Annotated in this window: 11 protein-coding genes, 8 tRNA genes and 2 rRNA genes; 20 read left to right on the top strand and 1 reads right to left on the bottom strand. The window is 44.8% G+C overall.

Annotated features, from left to right (window positions below; all coding sequences use genetic code 11):
• Positions 1 to 141 precede the first annotated feature (141 nt).
• From AC623_RS00390 to rocF, 11 genes are all read left to right on the top strand, one after another.
• A 23S ribosomal RNA gene (locus tag AC623_RS00390) occupies positions 142 to 3,073 on the top strand.
• A 250-nt stretch (positions 3,074 to 3,323) separates the two neighbouring features.
• Positions 3,324 to 3,439 (top strand): 5S ribosomal RNA (gene rrf, locus AC623_RS00395).
• 53 nt (positions 3,440 to 3,492) lie between these two features.
• Positions 3,493 to 3,567 (top strand) — tRNA-Asn (locus AC623_RS00400).
• Between the two features lies 1 nt (position 3,568).
• Positions 3,569 to 3,641, top strand: a tRNA-Thr gene (locus AC623_RS00405).
• A gap of 17 nt (positions 3,642 to 3,658) precedes the next feature.
• Positions 3,659 to 3,733: transfer RNA gene (locus AC623_RS00410), tRNA-Glu, on the top strand.
• 5 nt (positions 3,734 to 3,738) lie between these two features.
• Positions 3,739 to 3,814, top strand: a tRNA-Val gene (locus AC623_RS00415).
• A gap of 19 nt (positions 3,815 to 3,833) precedes the next feature.
• Positions 3,834 to 3,909: transfer RNA gene (locus tag AC623_RS00420), tRNA-Thr, on the top strand.
• A gap of 9 nt (positions 3,910 to 3,918) precedes the next feature.
• A tRNA-Tyr gene (locus tag AC623_RS00425) sits at positions 3,919 to 4,003 on the top strand.
• Between the two features lie 78 nt (positions 4,004 to 4,081).
• Positions 4,082 to 4,156 (top strand) — tRNA-Gln (locus AC623_RS00430).
• A 4-nt stretch (positions 4,157 to 4,160) separates the two neighbouring features.
• A tRNA-Lys gene (locus AC623_RS00435) sits at positions 4,161 to 4,233 on the top strand.
• A gap of 156 nt (positions 4,234 to 4,389) precedes the next feature.
• A complete protein-coding gene (gene rocF / locus AC623_RS00440; protein WP_049659414.1) occupies positions 4,390 to 5,295 on the top strand; it encodes an arginase in 906 nt (301 codons plus the stop codon).
• Between the two features lie 65 nt (positions 5,296 to 5,360).
• Here the strand turns inward: rocF and AC623_RS20845 are convergent, their stop codons facing one another.
• Positions 5,361 to 5,510, bottom strand: a complete 150-nt coding sequence (locus AC623_RS20845; RefSeq protein ID WP_082174287.1) for an aspartyl-phosphate phosphatase Spo0E family protein — start codon at positions 5,508 to 5,510, stop codon at positions 5,361 to 5,363.
• Positions 5,511 to 5,680: 170 nt separating this feature from the next.
• On the opposite strand from AC623_RS20845, the gene sigW reads away from it, so the two are divergent.
• The 9 genes from sigW to nhaC all read left to right on the top strand — a co-directional run bounded on the left by sigW (position 5,681) and on the right by nhaC (position 17,758).
• The gene (gene sigW, locus AC623_RS00445) at positions 5,681 to 6,244 is read left to right on the top strand and encodes an RNA polymerase sigma factor SigW (RefSeq protein WP_049659416.1); all 564 of its coding nucleotides are present in this window, start codon (positions 5,681 to 5,683) and stop codon (positions 6,242 to 6,244) included.
• 18 nt (positions 6,245 to 6,262) lie between these two features.
• Entirely contained in the window at positions 6,263 to 6,871 is a 609-nt protein-coding gene (locus AC623_RS00450) for an anti-sigma factor family protein (protein WP_197090931.1), read from the top strand.
• A gap of 146 nt (positions 6,872 to 7,017) precedes the next feature.
• Positions 7,018 to 7,851 carry a diadenylate cyclase CdaA gene (gene cdaA / locus AC623_RS00455; protein WP_049659419.1) on the top strand — a complete coding sequence of 278 codons (834 nt, stop codon included), beginning with the start codon at positions 7,018 to 7,020 and terminating at the stop codon, positions 7,849 to 7,851.
• Positions 7,844 to 8,827, top strand: coding sequence for a CdaR family protein (locus tag AC623_RS00460; RefSeq protein WP_049659421.1), 984 nt, complete (start codon positions 7,844 to 7,846; stop codon positions 8,825 to 8,827). Before cdaA ends, AC623_RS00460 begins: the two co-directional genes overlap by 8 nt.
• Positions 8,828 to 8,869: 42 nt before the next feature.
• Positions 8,870 to 10,219, top strand: coding sequence for a phosphoglucosamine mutase (glmM, locus tag AC623_RS00465; protein WP_049659424.1), 1,350 nt, complete (start codon positions 8,870 to 8,872; stop codon positions 10,217 to 10,219).
• Positions 10,220 to 10,665: 446 nt separating this feature from the next.
• Positions 10,666 to 12,468 carry a glutamine--fructose-6-phosphate transaminase (isomerizing) gene (glmS, locus tag AC623_RS00470; protein WP_049666118.1) on the top strand — a complete coding sequence of 601 codons (1,803 nt, stop codon included), beginning with the start codon at positions 10,666 to 10,668 and terminating at the stop codon, positions 12,466 to 12,468.
• A 262-nt stretch (positions 12,469 to 12,730) separates the two neighbouring features.
• Complete coding sequence (locus AC623_RS00475) at positions 12,731 to 14,518, top strand: sigma-54 interaction domain-containing protein (RefSeq protein ID WP_231603328.1); 1,788 nt, start codon at positions 12,731 to 12,733, stop codon at positions 14,516 to 14,518.
• A gap of 405 nt (positions 14,519 to 14,923) precedes the next feature.
• Positions 14,924 to 16,291 (top strand): aspartate aminotransferase family protein, encoded by a 1,368-nt coding sequence (locus AC623_RS00480; protein ID WP_049659426.1) that lies wholly within the window; start codon positions 14,924 to 14,926, stop codon positions 16,289 to 16,291.
• Between the two features lie 48 nt (positions 16,292 to 16,339).
• The gene (gene nhaC / locus AC623_RS00485; RefSeq protein ID WP_049659428.1) at positions 16,340 to 17,758 is read left to right on the top strand and encodes a Na+/H+ antiporter NhaC; all 1,419 of its coding nucleotides are present in this window, start codon (positions 16,340 to 16,342) and stop codon (positions 17,756 to 17,758) included.
• The last annotated feature ends 109 nt before the right edge of the window (positions 17,759 to 17,867 follow it).

A 17,867-nucleotide genomic window follows, 5' to 3' on the forward strand; every position in this document is an offset into this window, starting at 1 on the left:
GCCATTTTAGGTATTTTTCAAAGAAAGAAGAGAAGCAAGCAGTTCTAGGAAGCAACTGAGTGACTGACCGAGCGTATTTGCATACGTGAGGGAAGGAATGAAGGAAGCTGACGACGAAATGCCAAGCTTTATTTTTTCTTAGGTTAAGTTAGAAAGGGCGCACGGTGGATGCCTTGGCACTAGGAGCCGAAGAAGGACGGGACTAACTCCGATATGCTCCGGGGAGCTGTAAGTAAGCATGGATCCGGAGATTTCCGAATGGGGAAACCCACTGTTCGTAATGGAACAGTATCCCTGCCTGAATACATAGGGCAGGAGAAGGCATACCCGGGGAACTGAAACATCTAAGTACCTGGAGGAAGAGAAAGCAAACGCGATTCCCTGAGTAGCGGCGAGCGAAACGGGAACAGCCCAAACCAGAAGGCTTGCCTTCTGGGGTTGTAGGACACTCTATACGGAGTTACAAAAGAACGGTGTAGGCGAAGAGGTCTGGAAAGGCCCATCAGAGAAGGTAACAATCCTGTAGCTGAAACATCGTTCTCTCCAGAGTGGATCCTGAGTACGGCGGAACACGTGAAATTCCGTCGGAATCCGGGAGGACCATCTCCCAAGGCTAAATACTCCCTAGTGACCGATAGTGAACCAGTACCGTGAGGGAAAGGTGAAAAGCACCCCGGAAGGGGAGTGAAAGAGAACCTGAAACCGTGTGCCTACAAGTAGTCAGAGCCCGTTAATGGGTGATGGCGTGCCTTTTGTAGAATGAACCGGCGAGTTGCGATTTCATGCGAGGTTAAGCCGTAAAGGCGGAGCCGCAGCGAAAGCGAGTCTGAATAGGGCGTATGAGTATGAGGTCGCAGACCCGAAACCAGGTGATCTACCCATGTCCAGGGTGAAGGTAAGGTAACACTTACTGGAGGCCCGAACCCACGCACGTTGAAAAGTGCGGGGATGAGGTGTGGGTAGCGGTGAAATTCCAATCGAACCTGGAGATAGCTGGTTCTCTCCGAAATAGCTTTAGGGCTAGCCTCAAGGGAAGAGTCTTGGAGGTAGAGCACTGTTTGGACTAGGGGCCCCCCTCGGGTTACCGAATTCAGACAAACTCCGAATGCCAAAGACTTATCCTTGGGAGTCAGACTGCGAGTGATAAGATCCGTAGTCAAGAGGGAAACAGCCCAGACCACCAGCTAAGGTCCCCAAGTATACGTTAAGTGGAAAAGGATGTGGAGTTGCTTAGACAACCAGGATGTTGGCTTAGAAGCAGCCACCATTTAAAGAGTGCGTAATAGCTCACTGGTCGAGTGACTCTGCGCCGAAAATGTACCGGGGCTAAACGTATCACCGAAGCTGTGGATGGACACCATGTGGTGTCCGTGGTAGGAGAGCGTTCTAAGGGCTGTGAAGCAGGACCGGAAGGACCTGTGGAGCGCTTAGAAGTGAGAATGCCGGTATGAGTAGCGAAAGAAGGGTGAGAATCCCTTCCACCGAATGCCTAAGGTTTCCTGAGGAAGGCTCGTCCTCTCAGGGTTAGTCGGGACCTAAGCCGAGGCCGATAGGCGTAGGCGATGGACAACAGGTTGATATTCCTGTACCACCTCTTCACCATTTGAGCAATGGGGGGACGCAGGAGGATAGGGCAAGCGCACAGTTGGTTGTGCGTCCAAGCAGTTAGGCCGGTGACGAGGCAAATCCCGTCACCATCAAGGCGGAGCTGTGACGGCGAGGGAAATTTAGTACCGAAGTTCCTGATTCCACACTGCCAAGAAAAGCCTCTAGCGAGGTGAAAGGTGCCCGTACCGCAAACCGACACAGGTAGGCGAGGAGAGAATCCTAAGGTGAGCGAGTGAACTCTCGTTAAGGAACTCGGCAAAATGACCCCGTAACTTCGGGAGAAGGGGTGCTCTTTGGGGTGCATAGCCCTGAGGAGCCGCAGTGAATAGGCCCAGGCGACTGTTTAGCAAAAACACAGGTCTCTGCGAAGCCGTAAGGCGAAGTATAGGGGCTGACGCCTGCCCGGTGCTGGAAGGTTAAGAGGAGGGGTTAGCTCACGCGAAGCTCTGAATTGAAGCCCCAGTAAACGGCGGCCGTAACTATAACGGTCCTAAGGTAGCGAAATTCCTTGTCGGGTAAGTTCCGACCCGCACGAAAGGCGTAACGATCTGGGCACTGTCTCAACGAGAGACTCGGTGAAATTATAGTACCTGTGAAGATGCAGGTTACCCGCGACAGGACGGAAAGACCCCGTGGAGCTTTACTGCAGCCTGATATTGAATTTCGGCACAGCTTGTACAGGATAGGTAGGAGCCTTTGAAACCGGAGCGCCAGCTTCGGTGGAGGCGTCGGTGGGATACTACCCTGGCTGTGTTGAACTTCTAACCCGCACCCGTGATCCGGGTGGGAGACAGTGTCAGGCGGGCAGTTTGACTGGGGCGGTCGCCTCCTAAAGAGTAACGGAGGCGCCCAAAGGTTCCCTCAGAATGGTTGGAAATCATTCGCAGAGTGTAAAGGCACAAGGGAGCTTGACTGCGAGACCTACAAGTCGAGCAGGGACGAAAGTCGGGCTTAGTGATCCGGTGGTTCCGCATGGAAGGGCCATCGCTCAACGGATAAAAGCTACCCCGGGGATAACAGGCTTATCTCCCCCAAGAGTCCACATCGACGGGGAGGTTTGGCACCTCGATGTCGGCTCATCGCATCCTGGGGCTGTAGTCGGTCCCAAGGGTTGGGCTGTTCGCCCATTAAAGCGGTACGCGAGCTGGGTTCAGAACGTCGTGAGACAGTTCGGTCCCTATCCGTCGCGGGCGCAGGAAATTTGAGAGGAGCTGTCCTTAGTACGAGAGGACCGGGATGGACGCACCGCTGGTGTACCAGTTGTCTTGCCAAAGGCATCGCTGGGTAGCTATGTGCGGACGGGATAAGTGCTGAAAGCATCTAAGCATGAAGCCCCCCTCAAGATGAGATTTCCCATAGCGCAAGCTAGTAAGATCCCTGAAAGATGATCAGGTAGATAGGTTCGAGGTGGAAGCGTGGCGACACGTGGAGCTGACGAATACTAATCGATCGAGGACTTAACCAACGAAAAGCAGAAGCAGCCGTTTAGACTCGGCAGACATAAGACGGACCGTCGAAGTGGCGTTCTTTGCCACACAGACGTGACGGCTTATGACCGAGAGTCTGGCTGCTGGAGCTGGACAACGCCGCACGGCGTATAGCAACAAACCATGGCACGGTATTGCCGGTTACGAAAACATATTATCCAGTTTTGAAAGAACAAAAAAGCTTGCCAAACAAGAATTTTTTGTTATAATAGTAAATGTCTTGAATAGTCTGGTGGCGATAGCGAAGAGGTCACACCCGTTCCCATCCCGAACACGGAAGTTAAGCTCTTCAGCGCCGATGGTAGTGAGGGGCTTCCCCTTGTGAGAGTAGGACGTTGCCAGGCGAACTATAAGACATTTATTTAGTCAATATGTTCATCTGCAGCTAAAAAATTATTCCGCAGTAGCTCAGTGGTAGAGCAATCGGCTGTTAACCGATCGGTCGCAAGTTCGAATCTTGCCTGCGGAGCCATGCTTCCATAGCTCAGCAGGTAGAGCACTTCCATGGTAAGGAAGAGGTCACCGGTTCGAGCCCGGTTGGAAGCTTACTAGTTTTTAAGAATGGCCCCTTGGTCAAGCGGTTAAGACACCGCCCTTTCACGGCGGTAACACGGGTTCGAATCCCGTAGGGGTCACCATTTATGGAGGATTAGCTCAGCTGGGAGAGCACCTGCCTTACAAGCAGGGGGTCGGCGGTTCGAACCCGTCATCCTCCACCATTATATGTTATATCTACGTGCCGGTGTAGCTCAATTGGTAGAGCAACTGACTTGTAATCAGTAGGTTGGGGGTTCAAGTCCTCTTGCCGGCACCAGTTTCTTTCGGAGGGGTAGCGAAGTGGCTAAACGCGGCGGACTGTAAATCCGCTCCCTCAGGGTTCGGCGGTTCGAATCCGTCCCCCTCCACCAGTTTTATTAATCATGAATGAAACAAATAAAACTTGGGCATATTTAAAAATGTCCTTTTTATTTCGTCTTCACTAACATTGGGCTATAGCCAAGCGGTAAGGCAACGGACTTTGACTCCGTCATTCGTTGGTTCGAATCCAGCTAGCCCAGCCATAACGAGCCATTAGCTCAGTCGGTAGAGCATCTGACTTTTAATCAGAGGGTCGAAGGTTCGAGTCCTTCATGGCTCACTCTTTAAAAAGCTGTTTTAGTTAAGTGATTTTCCATTTAACTAAAACAGCTTTTTTCTTTAGATAAATGTGAATAATTATCCAAAAAAGTGTCCAGTTGAGTCAAGTTCTTTCTTTCGGTTAAAATAAGGCGAGCAACACGAAAGGAGAGTTCATATGACTAACGAAAAGAAAATATCAATCATTGGTGTTCCAATGGATTTAGGACAACTACGCAGAGGGGTAGACATGGGGCCTAGTGCTATCCGTTATGCCGGTATTAGCGAGCGCCTTGAAGCGTTACAATATGAAGTAGAAGACTGTGGCGATATTGAGATTAATAAGAAGCATGCGGTTCACAGTGAAAATACAAACTTAAAGAACTTGAAATCGGTTGCTGAAGCAAGCACGAAGCTGGCAGAAAAAGTGGACAATGTCATCCAATCTGGAAGCTTTCCACTTGTACTTGGTGGTGACCATAGTATTGCGATTGGTACACTTGCTGGCGTAGCGAAGCATTATCGTAATTTAGGTGTAATCTGGTACGATGCACACGGTGACTTAAACACAGCGGAAACATCTCCTACAGGTAATATCCATGGTATGCCTTTAGCTGTTAGCATTGGTCTTGGCCATGAAGAGCTGACTGGCATTTACGGTCCGTCTCCAAAAGTAAAACCTGAAAATATCGTGATTATCGGTGCGCGCGACCTTGATGAAGGAGAGAAAGCCCTTATTAAAGAACAAGGCATTAAAGTATATACGATGCATGAAGTTGATCGTCTAGGCATGACAAAGGTGATTGAGGAAACGATTGAGTACTTACGCGAAAAAACAGACGGAGTTCATTTGTCCTTAGATTTGGACGGTCTTGATCCGAGTGATGCACCAGGAGTAGGTACACCGGTTATTGGGGGAATTAGTTACCGTGAAAGCCATTTAGCTATGGAAATGCTTGCGGAAAGCGCATTAATTACTTCTGCGGAGTTTGTAGAAGTCAATCCGATCCTTGATGAAAAAAATAAGACAGCCTCTGTGGCGGTGGCCTTGATGGCTTCTTTATTCGGAAGCAAGCTTTTATAAGGCAGCAAGACGAAGGAACGGCTATAAAATAACCGGAGATCCTAACTTTATATTAGGATCTCCGGTTATTTTAATTCCTCAAACTGATTTAATAATTGATCAAGGCGTGTGCTGATCTCTACTACCTTTTTATCTGAAAAGGATGTTTGCATAGCCAGCATCACCATGTTATGCCGACAAACCTCAATTTCTTCTAACAATTCCGCTGCAGCCATTGTGATCAATCAACTCCTACCGTCGTTTTGATTATGATCACTATACCCTTTTACAAAAATATGTAAACATTTCAACGTAATTTGTTATGATAGAGTTGTGCTTTTTTTGAAACCTTTTTTAGCTGATAATCGTATGGAAAGATACCTGCGAGGGCAGGAGGTAAAAAATAATGGAGTTAATTGTCCAAAGAAGGATTAAGCAGGTTCTCAAGGGCGATCAAAATGCTTTTGGTGAGATCGTAGAACTTTATAAAGATAAAGTGTATCAAATTTGCTTTCGAATGTTGTGGGATCGTCATGAAGCAGAGGATGCTGCACAAGAAACATTCATTAAAGCATTTGTTAATATTCATACGTACGATCCTGAAAAGAAGTTTGCAACCTGGCTCTACCGAATTGCGACAAATCTATGCATTGACCGGATTCGCAAGAAAAAGCCGGATTATCACCTTGATGCTGAAATTGCTGGTACAGAAGGACTTAATATGTATTCGCAAGTTGCCTCTACAGAAGAGCTTCCTGAAGAAGCAGTGGAAAATTTGGAGCTGCAGGAGGTTATCCAGTCGGCTATTTTTAATCTTCCCGAAAAATACAGGTCAGTCATCGTCTTAAAATATATCGAAGAGCTACAGCTGCAAGAAATTGCAGATATCTTAGAATTGCCCCTAGGCACGGTGAAAACACGGATACATAGAGGGCGCGAGGCACTTCGTAAGTATTTGCGGAATATGTGAGAAGGGATGTGTGAAATCATGGCTTCTTGTCAAAAAGAGATCGTTCGCTTGATGCACAATTATTTAGATGGGGAGCTCTTTTCTGGGGAACAACAGAAACTAAAAGCACATTTACAAACATGCAATGATTGCCGTCAGCATTTTTTAGAGTTAAAAAAGACGATTGCACTCGTACAAAGCATGTCCCACATAGGAGCCCCTGAAAGATTTACAGAGGAGGTCCTGTTCGCCTTACCAAAAGAAACAAGGATTATTGGCATTCAGCGCTGGATCAGAAGGCACCCGTTTTTTACGGCGGCTTCTTTGTTTTTAGCTTTAATGACCGGTGGCTTTTTATCGACCTGGCAACAAGAAGCGAATCATTTTGCTTTTACAAAGTATAACAATCTGCAGGTTGAAAACGATACAGTCATTGTTCCTGCTGGAGAACAAGTAAAAGGAGATATTGTTGTAGAGAACGGTGATATTCGCGTCGAAGGAGAGGTACAGGGAGATGTGACCGTCATTAATGGCGAACAGTATATGGCTTCGGCTGGACGCGTTACAGGGGAAATAGAAGAAATCGATGAGGCTTTCGGTTGGATATGGTTTAAACTGAAAAAAGCAGTAACGGGAGTGTTCGACTAGCTATTACGAACACTCTTTTTTCTAAAGAATGGAGGTCTGCCCCCTTTTGGTTCGGACTTTTCGGCAGACTGTGTTATAATATGCTAGTTAAATAAAACACAAAGCCTCTGTACGGCTCCAGTCATTACATTATTGGAGGATGTAATATGCCGTTTTCAAACTACTTCGAACATTTTACTGCATTGGATTATTTATCCAACGCACTGGATATATTGCTTGTTTGGTTTGTTGTTTATAAACTTTTAATGGTTATACGCGGCACGAAAGCTGTTCAGCTCGTGAAGGGTATTTTTGTTATTATCGTCGTACGAGGCTTAAGCGGGCTGCTCGGACTTGATACATTAAGCTGGATTATGGAACAAGCCTTAACATGGGGGTTCCTAGCGGTTATTATCATTTTCCAGCCTGAGGTACGCCGTGCCTTAGAGCAGCTTGGGAGGGGAAGTCTTTTTTCTAGAAATGTAGTGCAGGAGGATAAAGAGCAGCGCGATTTAATAGACGCTTTAATGAAGTCAGTTAGCTATATGGCTAAAAGACGGATAGGTGCTCTTATTTCCATAGAAAAAGAAACGGGCATGAATGATTATATTGAAACGGGAATTCCGCTGCATTCCTCTATTACATCGGAATTACTCATTAATATCTTCATCCCTAATACCCCGCTTCATGATGGAGCAGTGATTATTCAAAAAAACAAAATAGCTGCAGCAGCCTGTTATTTGCCTTTGTCAGAGAGCCCATTTATCTCAAAAGAATTGGGTACGAGACACAGGGCCGCAATGGGCATCAGTGAAGTGACTGACAGCATCACCATTGTTGTCTCTGAGGAAACCGGAGCCGTGTCCGTTACAAAGAACGGCGATTTGTTCCGTGATTTGTCCTCTGAGGATTTTGAAAAACTTTTGATGCATGAGTTACTTAAAAAGGAAAGTGATTCCTCAGGCCGGTGGATCTGGAGGGGGAGAAAAAGCGATGGATAAATTTGTGGAAAGCTCCTGGTTTGTACGTATCGTTGCTTTGCTTTTGACCATTTTACTGTACATATCTGTGAATTTCGGCGATTTTCAGTTAACTCAAAAGGCAGATGATTCTGCTCAGACTAACAGTGAAGTGATTACCGATGTCCCGGTTCAGGCATACTATGATACGGAAAACTTATTTGTTTCAGGCATTCCAGATAAAGTGAAGGTCGAACTGAAAGGCCCGAAAAGCATTATTGAATCAACAAAGCGACTAAGAGACTTTGAGCTCTTCATTGATTTAACTAACACAAGTATAGGGAAACATCGTGTTCCCATTAAATACAAGCAGCTGTCCGATAAATTAAAAGTAACCGTTATTCCAGAGACAGTCGATGTCACAATTGAAGAGAAGGTTTCTGATTACTTTGTCGTGAGCCCAGAATTCAATGACAATATGTTGGCGGAGGGATATCAGGAAGAAGCCGTTTCTGTTGATCCGAAGCGCGTAAAAGTGACTGGATCAAAAGCGGCGCTTAATAAAATTGTTTACGTGAAAGCGACTCTAGATGTGAAAGAAAAAGTCGATAAAGAAACAACCGGCACCGCGAAAGTACAAGTGCTGGATGGTGACTTGAATAAGCTGGACGTTAAAATAGAACCTGAAACCGTTCAAGTATCCATTTCTGTCAAAAACCCAAGCAAAAAAATAGCGCTCAGGTTCTTCCCTAAAGGCACACCACCTAAGGGGATCAAAATTAAGTCTATTAAACCTGAGACAGAAGAAATTACGATTTACGGAAAAGAATCTATTTTGAGGGATATGGAAGAACTAGTTGTCCCGGTAGAAGTGGACAGTATAAAGAAAGACACAACACTTACTGTGCCAATTGAGATTGGCGAAGGGCTGAACTTTGTTTCCCCGCAGCTCGTAAAGGTAAAGGTGACAGTCGAAGGAAGTCCGGAAGGTGAACCAGAAAAGAAAAACGGTGAATAACGCCGTTTGAACAGAAGGTAAAACAAAGGAGAGAATCGATAAATGGGAAAGTATTTTGGAACTGATGGAGTAAGAGGAGTGGCAAATGCAGAATTAACACCCGAACTTGCTTTTAAATTAGGCAGATTCGGCGGTTATGTGTTAACGAAGAATGCAGAGCGCCCGAAAGTCGTAGTAGGCCGTGATACTCGTATCTCCGGTCATATGTTAGAGGGAGCTCTTGTTGCTGGCCTCTTATCCATTGGGGCAGAAGTCATGCGTCTGGGCGTTATCTCTACACCAGGCGTCGCTTATTTAACAAAAGTGATGGATGCTCAGACAGGCGTAATGATTTCAGCTTCTCACAATCCAGTCGGAGATAATGGCATTAAGTTTTTTGGTCCTGATGGATTCAAGCTATCTGATGAACAAGAAGCAGAGATCGAAGCCCTTCTTGATCAAGACACAGATAACCTGCCGCGTCCGACCGGTGCTAATCTCGGACAGGTGAGCGATTATTTTGAAGGTGGACAAAAATACATCCAGTACTTGAAGCAGTCAGTAGATGAAGATTTCTCTGGTATTCATATTGCACTAGATTGTGCTCATGGTGCCACTTCCTCACTAGCTCCGCATTTGTATGCTGATTTAGAGGCAGATATTTCAACGATGGGAACTTCTCCTAATGGACTAAACATTAATGACGGAGTCGGCTCTACACATCCAGAAGCACTTGCCGCTTTCTTACTAGAGAAAAAGGCAGATGTCGGTTTATCCTTTGATGGCGACGGGGATCGTTTGATTGCTGTTGATGAAAAAGGAAACATCGTAGACGGCGACCAAATTATGTTTATTTGTGCGAAGTACATGCATGAACAAGGACAATTAAAGCAGTCTGTCGTTGTCTCAACGGTTATGAGTAATCTCGGCTTTTACAAAGGATTAGAAGCCCTGGGCATTAAAAGTGTGCAGACAGCAGTCGGCGACCGCTATGTAGTGGAAGCGATGAAAAAAGACCAATATAACCTGGGCGGCGAGCAGTCTGGCCACATTATTTTCTTAGATTACAATACAACAGGTGATGGACTATTAACGGGTCTTCAGCTTGTAAACATTATGAAAATGACGAAAAAGCCTTTATCAGAGCTTGCGGCAGAAATGAAGAAATACCCGCAAATCTTACAGAACGTACGGGTGACAGATAAATATAAAGTAACGGAAAATGAAAAAGTGAAAGCCGTTATTTCCGAGGTAGAAGCAGAAATGAACGGAAACGGACGGGTGCTTGTTCGCCCATCAGGTACAGAGCCGCTTGTTCGTGTGATGGTTGAAGCGCAAACCGAGGAGCAATGCCAAGCATTTGTTGAGCGGATTGCTGCTGTCGTAAAGGCGGAAATGGGCCTTGCTGAATAAACAATAGGTTTCATCAGCAGGATATAGGGGAAAGAAAGAGAAGAGGCGCACATGTGCGTCTCTTTTTTCATATACATGTAATAATATTGGCATTCCATTACAAAAAAAATATCAGTTGACGACGAGAAATTGATTAGTGTATGATAATCCTGTTTTACAGAAACAGTAAAGAAAGGAGAGGAGTCTATTTTATAACTATTTTTTTATAAAGCGCCTGAACTAGCAGGAGAGAGCCTAGCTAGTTGACGAGGAGGAGGTTTATCGAAATGTTCGGCGGATGCCTCCCGGTTGATGACCGCACAACCGACAGTCCTTCCTTAAATCGCAGGGGTAACCTTGCGGACAAAGGGAATGGAAATGCGGAGAGAAAAAGAGAATATAAAAAAAGAAGAGCGGCAAATAAGCGCTCTGCTTTTGCCTGCCTTCTTTATAGGAGGAACTATTGTATGTGCGGAATTGTTGGTTATATCGGCTTTAAGGATGCAAAGGAAATCTTGCTGAGCGGTCTGGAGAAACTTGAATACCGTGGCTATGACTCTGCTGGTATTGCAATTAGAGATGCGCAAGATGTTCATGTTTTTAAAGAAAAAGGCCGGATTGCGGATTTACGGAAAGTCGTAGACAAAAATATTAGCACAGTAACAGGAATTGGCCATACACGCTGGGCTACTCACGGCGTGCCAAGCAGAGAAAATGCACACCCTCATCAAAGTTTTTCTGGGCGGTTCACACTCGTTCACAACGGAGTAATCGAAAACTATGAACAGCTTAAGAAAGAATACTTGCTGGATGTGCCGTTAAAGAGTGACACGGATACAGAAGTAATTGTTCAATTGATTGAACTTTTTGCGCTAGAAGGCCTTGAAACAGAAGCAGCCTTTCGTAAAACGCTGCAGCTGCTAAAAGGTTCTTACGCCATTGGGATGCTGGATAGAGAAGAGCCAGACACGATTTTCGCGGCTAAAAACAAAAGTCCGCTTCTTGTTGGACTTGGAGAAGGCTTTAACGTCATTGCCTCTGATGCTATGGCCATGATTCAGGTAACAGACCAATTTGTAGAATTGATGGACAAAGAGGCTGTCATCGTAACAAAAGAAAAAGTAACGATTGAAAACTTGAATGGTGACGAAATCCAACGTGCTCCATACACAGCGGAGCTAGATGCCAGCGACATTGAAAAAGGTACGTATCCACATTACATGCTAAAAGAAATTGACGAGCAGCCGCTTGTGATGAGAAGGCTCATTCAAGCATATCAAAACGAACAAGAAGAGCTGACGGTGGATGAAAACATCATTGAAGCGCTAAAAGGCGCAGACCGTTTATATATCATAGCTTGCGGAACGAGCTACCATGCTGGACTCGTCGGCAAACAGTATTTAGAAAAACTCGCAGAAATCCCAACAGAAGTACACGTAGCAAGTGAATTTGTCTACAACATGCCGCTTTTATCTAAAAACCCATTATTCATTTTTATTTCCCAAAGCGGCGAAACAGCCGACAGCCGTGCTGTACTCGTAAAAGTGAAGGAAATGGGTTACAAAGCATTAACGATCACAAATGTTCAAGGTTCTACTTTGTCCCGTGAAGCGGACTATACGTTACTGCTGCATGCGGGCCCTGAGATCGCTGTTGCTTCTACGAAGGCCTACACAGCCCAAGTCTCTGTACTAGCGATTCTAGCGAATGCTACGGCTGAATCACTCGGTATTAAGACAGAACTAGACCTTGTGCATGAACTTGGCATTGTGGCGAATGCAATGGAAATGCTTTGTGATACGAAAGATGAGTTCGAACAAATCGCTAGAGACTATCTCTCCACTACACGCAACTGCTTCTTCATCGGCCGCTCCATTGATTATTATGTTGGCCTTGAAGGTGCATTGAAGTTGAAAGAGATCTCTTATATCCAGGCAGAAGGCTTTGCTGGAGGAGAGTTGAAGCACGGCACGATCGCTTTGATCGAAGATGGCACACCAGTCGTTGCCATTACAACTCAAGAAAATGTAAACTTAAGCATTCGTGGTAATGTGAAGGAAGTAACGGCTCGCGGTGCGAACCCTTGCATTATCTCTATGAAAGGGCTAGAGAACGAAAACGACCGCTTCGTGATTCCGGCTGTTCATGAGCTTTTAACACCGCTTGTCGCTGTTGTGCCGTTGCAGCTCATCGCTTACTATGCAGCATTACACCGTGATTGTGATGTTGATAAACCGCGTAACTTGGCGAAGAGTGTAACAGTGGAATAAAAGTAGGTTTTCATCAGGCTGTTTTTGCAGCTTTCAAATAAAGTCATGATGCATATAAAATGCAACGAAGAAATGCCTCTTTGGGTAAACATATCCAAAGAGGTATTTTTTGATTAAAAGAACGAGAATATTTACAGTAGATAAATGGGTTAAAGAAGATCGAGGAATTTCTTTTGCTAAAAGGAGGAATTTTTGTCTTCTTTTTACTTTAGATCATTCAAATAAATGTAGAGATCACAGTATAATAGGAGAAAAGAAAAGGATGGGTCTAATCGGAATGTCTCATTTAAGAGCCATACAAAACACTGTCCAAGAGATTGCAGAAGCCATTACGGCGGCGATTGGCATCGAAGTTGAAATCATCGATGAACAGTTGAGAATTGTTGCAGGCACAGGTCGTTATCAGGAAAAAGTAGGACAGATGGAGGAGGACGGAAATTTAAATTCAGGATTTATTTACAGCCATATTTTAAAAAAAGGTACAGAATACATTGTGGAGGATGCACAAAGAGATCCTTTTTACCATGCGGTTGAAAATGAATTGGCAGAAGTATGCTGCCCAATTAAACTGGACCGGCAAATTATCGGTTTGATCGGCATGATCGCCTTTACGAAAGAGCAACAGGCGATGATGCTACACAATAAAAATAATCTGCTTGTCTTTTTAAGAAGGATGGCCGACTTACTCTCAAGTAAAATAGCAGAAACAAAAATATCCGATGAGCTTAAAATCATTGTTGAAACAAGCCGTGACGGAATTATAGTAGTGAATAAACAGGGATTAATCACCCTATGCAACCATTCGGGAGAGCAGCTTATCAATATGAGCAGAGACAAGCTCATTGGCCGGCATTTGAACAATATTTGGCCTAACTCCCCCGTTTTAAGCGCGTTGCAAACAGGAGAGGGGTACGCTGATCGCGAGGAATTTTACAAAGGAAAGTCGAGCAGGGACAAGGCAATGCATTTCTTTACAACGGTTAATCTTATTTTCAATGGAACAGAGGACAATGGCAAACAAGTGACTGGGGCTGTTGTGTACTTCCGTGATATTGCAGATGTTCGCAAGATGGTTTATGAAATGACGGAAAATAATGAATACTCTTCCTTTCAAGAGGTTCTGGGAACAAGCAGTAAAGTGAAAGAGCTGAAGTGTCAAGCTGAAAAGATCGCTCCGAGCAATTCAACAGTGCTGATTACAGGCGCAAGCGGGACAGGAAAAGGGCTTTTGGCGAAAGCTATTCATTACGCCAGCCCGAGGAAAAATAAATCATTGATTATGGTAAACTGTGCGGCGATACCCGATACGCTGTTGGAAAGTGAACTTTTTGGCTATGAGGGCGGTGCATTTACCGGTGCAAATAAATCCGGTAAGGTCGGAAAGTTCGAGTTAGCTCATGAAGGAACCATATTTTTAGATGAAATTGGAGACATGTCGCTTCATCTGCAGGTTAAGCTGCTTCATGTACTGCAGCACCGGGAGATTGAGAGAGTGGGAGGAACAAGGATTATCCCTGTTGATGTACGGGTCATAGCGGCGACAAACAGAGATCTAGAGCAAATGATGCAAGATGGAGAGTTCCGGGAGGACCTTTATTTTCGCCTAAATGTCATTCCAATTAAAATCCCTTCCCTGTCTGAGCGCAAGGAGGATATACCATTACTACTCCACCATGCCCTCCAAAAATATAATAATTTGATAGGAAAAAAAATCAGAGGCTTTGAACAGGAAGCGATGGAGCTGCTAGTTTCTTATCAATGGCCGGGAAATATAAGAGAATTGGAGAACGCCGTAGAGTATGCGGTAAATATTGAAACAAATGAGCTGGTCTCTAAACAAAGTATACCCGGGAGAATTTTGCGTTCTTACAGAGGGGTGGGGAGCATTTCGTTAAAGGAGCAGCTTGATGTTTATGAGAAACAGATCATAACGAAGCATTTGCAGGAAAACGGTTATTCTGTTCAAGATAAGAGAAAGGTTGCCGCCATACTAGGCATAAGTGAATCAACATTGTATAGGAGAATAAGAGAGCTGGGTATCGTCAAATAGTTGTCAAAACTAACAATTAAATTATCAAAATTGACAAACTGAGTATTTGCGGGCGTTTCGTCCGCTTTTTTGTTTTTTATTCTGTGAACGATATCCCTCTGTTTGTCAAAGTTGAAAAATGATAAATGAAATTTTCATTGAATCTTCATGTCTGAATCAGCTTTCAAAACAAGTGAAAAATATTTTATAGTTCAGCTTATGCCTTCTTCAGTGCTCGCTTAGCTATACCATGAGCCCATTCCCTGTGCGCCTACAACATACCGCTCAGGATCTGAACCAATCAAAGCGATTCCATATTTTTAGGTCAGTTTATACGTTGGTGAACAGGTATTCTATCTTTCTAAATAAATTGGCATTAAAGTTGCTATATACATACTGACATCAAAATGCAGGAGGATGAAATACATGGAAATCAATAGAGAGAGACTAGCACAACTGCTTGAAAAAGAATTAGAGTTATTTGAGAAGAAACATCCAAAGTCCAAAGAGTTATTTGAGCAGGCCAAGTCGAATTATATTGATGGCGTACCGATGAATTGGATGGTGAAATGGGCTGGGAGCTATCCGATTTTTGTAAAAGAAGCATCGGGTGCTTATTTTAAAGATGTAGATGGAAATGAATTTATCGATTTTTGCCTTGGAGATACAGGATCAATGACCGGTCATGCACCGGATGGGGCGGTGCCGGCGATTACAGAGCGTATCCAAAACGGTGTGACTTTCATGCTTCCGACAGAAGATGCCATTTGGGTTGGAAAAGAGTTAAAGAAGCGTTTCGGCCTTCCTTATTGGCAGGTGGCAATTTCGGCAACGGATGCTAACCGCTTTTCGCTAAGACTGGCACGCCATATCACAAAGCGTAAATACGTCTTAGTATTTAATTATTGTTATCATGGGACCGTCGATGAATCTTTCGTCACTTTAGAAAATGGCCAGCTTTCCAGCCGCAGCGGAAACATTGGCCCGCAAGTAGATCCGACAGAAACAACCAAAGTAGTAGAATTCAACGATATTGAAGCTTTGGAGAAAGCGCTTGCACCAGGGGATGTAGCTTGTGTCCTCGCTGAGCCGGTCATGACGAACATTGGAATCATTCACCCTGAACCTGGCTTCTTGGAGGCTTTAAGGGAGGTTACAAGACGTACCGGGACATTGCTTATCTATGATGAAACCCACACAATGAGTGCCGGTCCTGGAGGCTATACAGGAGCCCACGGCTTGGAACCGGATATGCTGACAGTCGGAAAAGCGATCGGTTCAGGCATACCGACGGCCGTCTATGGGTTCAGCGAAGAGGTGGCACAGCGCATGAAAGGTTTAATCAGTCTAGAAGATTCCGATACAGGTGGTATTGGCGGAACGCTTGCCGGAAATGCCTTATCCATGGCGGCAATGAGAGCAACAATGGAAAGTGTGCTTACGGAAGAATTTTATGAGCGGAATATTGCCCTTGCTGAGCGGTTCTCAGACGGGGTCGAATCGGTGATTAAGGAGAAACAGCTTTCCTGGATCGTCAAGCGTCTTGGATGCCGTACAGAATACTGGTTCCGTGAAACGGCACCGAAAAATGGTGGGGAAGCTGCTGCGGCTGTGGACTTTGAGCTTGACCGGTACATGCATCTCTACGCATTAAATCGCGGTATACTCATGACTCCTTTTCATAATATGGCTCTTATTTCTTCCCAGACGAAGGAAGCGGATGTGGATTACCATACCCAGATTTTCCGTGAAAGTGTAGAAACGCTGCTCGAACATGCTGTAGTGCAGGCCTAATCGTTCGAAATTCACTTGTTTCAAACGATGATGAAAGGGGGAGTGATAATGACCACTAAGAAACCAAGAAAGCCAACTTTACTGATTGCGCTTATACCCATTGTGTTTATGATGTTATCTCTTTTGGTTGGTTTATTTTTTCTAAAACTTGATCCGCAAATTCCTCTCTTGGCCAGTGCAATTGTGGCCACAGTCTTGGGATTGAGTTTGGGCTACTCTTGGAAAGACATTGAAAAGGGAATGTTGAAAACCGTTGTGCTGCCTATTCAGGCGATTATAATTTTAATGGTCATAGGAGCCTTAATTGGCTCCTGGACAGCAGGCGGGGTAGTGGCCTCCATGATCTATTATGGTTTGAAGTTATTGTCACCGACTTATTTTTTAGTGGCTGCCTGTCTTATTTGTATGGTAGTATCGGTGTCTTCCGGAAATGCCTGGACTTCCGCAGGAACAATTGGAATCGCTATCATGGGTATGGCAGAAGGCTTTGGTATTAGTACAGCAATGGCAGCAGGTGCTGTCATATCCGGCTGTTATTTCGGAGACAAAATATCGCCCATGTCTGAGATGACCAATCTGGCTGCAGGTATCACCGGGTTGAATCTCTTTGAACATATCCGGCATTTGCTGTATACAACTGTTCCAGCTATTACGATTGCGCTTATTATTTACACTATTATGGGCTTTACTCTAACGCCACAGGGGTCTCCAGACCAGGTAGTGATTTTGCAATCTCAGCTGGATGACATATTTGTCATTTCGCCTTGGCTTCTGCTTGTCCCGCTGATCGTCATTGTGTTGCTTACTCTAAAAATCCCTGCTATTCCAGGTCTTATAATTGGCAGCCTTATGGGGACAATTTGCACGGTAATGATACAGGGCGCCTCTTGGACTGTGGCCTTAAATACGTTATATTACGGAAATGAAGCGGAAACCGGCGTGGAAATCCTCGACAGCCTGCTAAATAATGGTGGGATTGAATCGATGTTTTGGACAATTTCTTTGATCATGATCGCCATGGCATACGGAGGCATCCTTGAGGTGACGGGAACGTTGGAGACGATTGTTGAATCTCTGATCAAGATGGTTAAGTCTACAGGTCATCTTATCGCAACGACAGTCGGTACCAGTGTGATAACAAACATACTGGCCTGTGATGCCTATCTCGCCATGATTTTTCCGGCAAGGATGTATGCTTCGGAGTATAAAAGAAGGGGACTGCATATCAAAAATTTATCGCGAACCATTGAGGATGGGGGAGCGGTGACTTCACCATTGATTCCGTGGAACACGTGTGGCGCGTTTATGTTTGCTACATTGGGCGTGCATTCTTTTTCTTACGCCCCGTTTGCCTTTTTCTGTTTTCTCAGCCCTATCATAGCGATGATTTACGGCTTTTTGAACTTAAAAATTGAATATCTTCCAGTGAATAAGGCAGAGGAAGCGGAAATACCTTATGCCAAATGATAAAGGGGCTGTCCTGAAAGTCGGTTTTAAAACTTTTTGGGGCAGCCCCTTTCCTAACCAGCCGAAAATATATACTGAAATTACTGGGGTTTAACCCCATATTTCTTTA

Origin of the sequence: Bacillus sp. FJAT-27231 (assembly GCF_001183975.1) — a bacterium.
In the GTDB taxonomy this organism is placed as follows: domain Bacteria; phylum Bacillota; class Bacilli; order Bacillales; family Domibacillaceae; genus Pseudobacillus; species Pseudobacillus wudalianchiensis.